Below are 379 nucleotides of genomic sequence, written 5' to 3'. Positions count from 1 at the left end.
CCTCGGAGGCCAAGCGCGGCGACATGCTGTTCTGGCCCGGCCACGTCGCCCTGTACCTGGGTGACGGCAAGATGATCGAGGCCCCGCAGTCCGGCGATGTCGTCAAGATTTCCGATGTGCGCTGGGGCGGCGCATTATCCGCAGCCTCACGCAGCAGCTGATCCGCCTCGCCTGGCGAGTAGACCGGCAGCGGCGGAACCGGCCCTTCCACCTGATCCCACGACCAACTGACCAGGTGGGCGTCAATAACACGAGGGCTAAGCACGTGACTGACCAGGGGGTCGCGATCGGCGATGATTAATGACGCCCCCTCCGGGCCAACTGGCAGCACGGTCGCGTCGCCGGGGCCGGAAAGCGCCAGCTGGATCAAGGGGCGTTC

The 379-nt window shown here is 66.8% G+C and carries 1 protein-coding gene; it reads left to right on the top strand.

What is annotated here, in order from left to right; translation table 11 throughout:
- Positions 1–161 (top strand): NlpC/P60 family protein (locus CYJ76_RS11560; protein WP_144043104.1); only part of this gene is annotated, 161 nt, incomplete at its 5' end.
- Between the last annotated feature and the right edge of the window lie 218 nt (positions 162–379).

The sequence above is a fragment of the Kytococcus schroeteri genome (assembly GCF_002847825.1).
Taxonomy (GTDB): Bacteria; Actinomycetota; Actinomycetes; order Actinomycetales; family Dermatophilaceae; genus Kytococcus; species Kytococcus schroeteri.
Note: the sequence above shows the minus strand (reverse complement) of the source record. Positions and strands in the feature narration are given on the sequence as shown.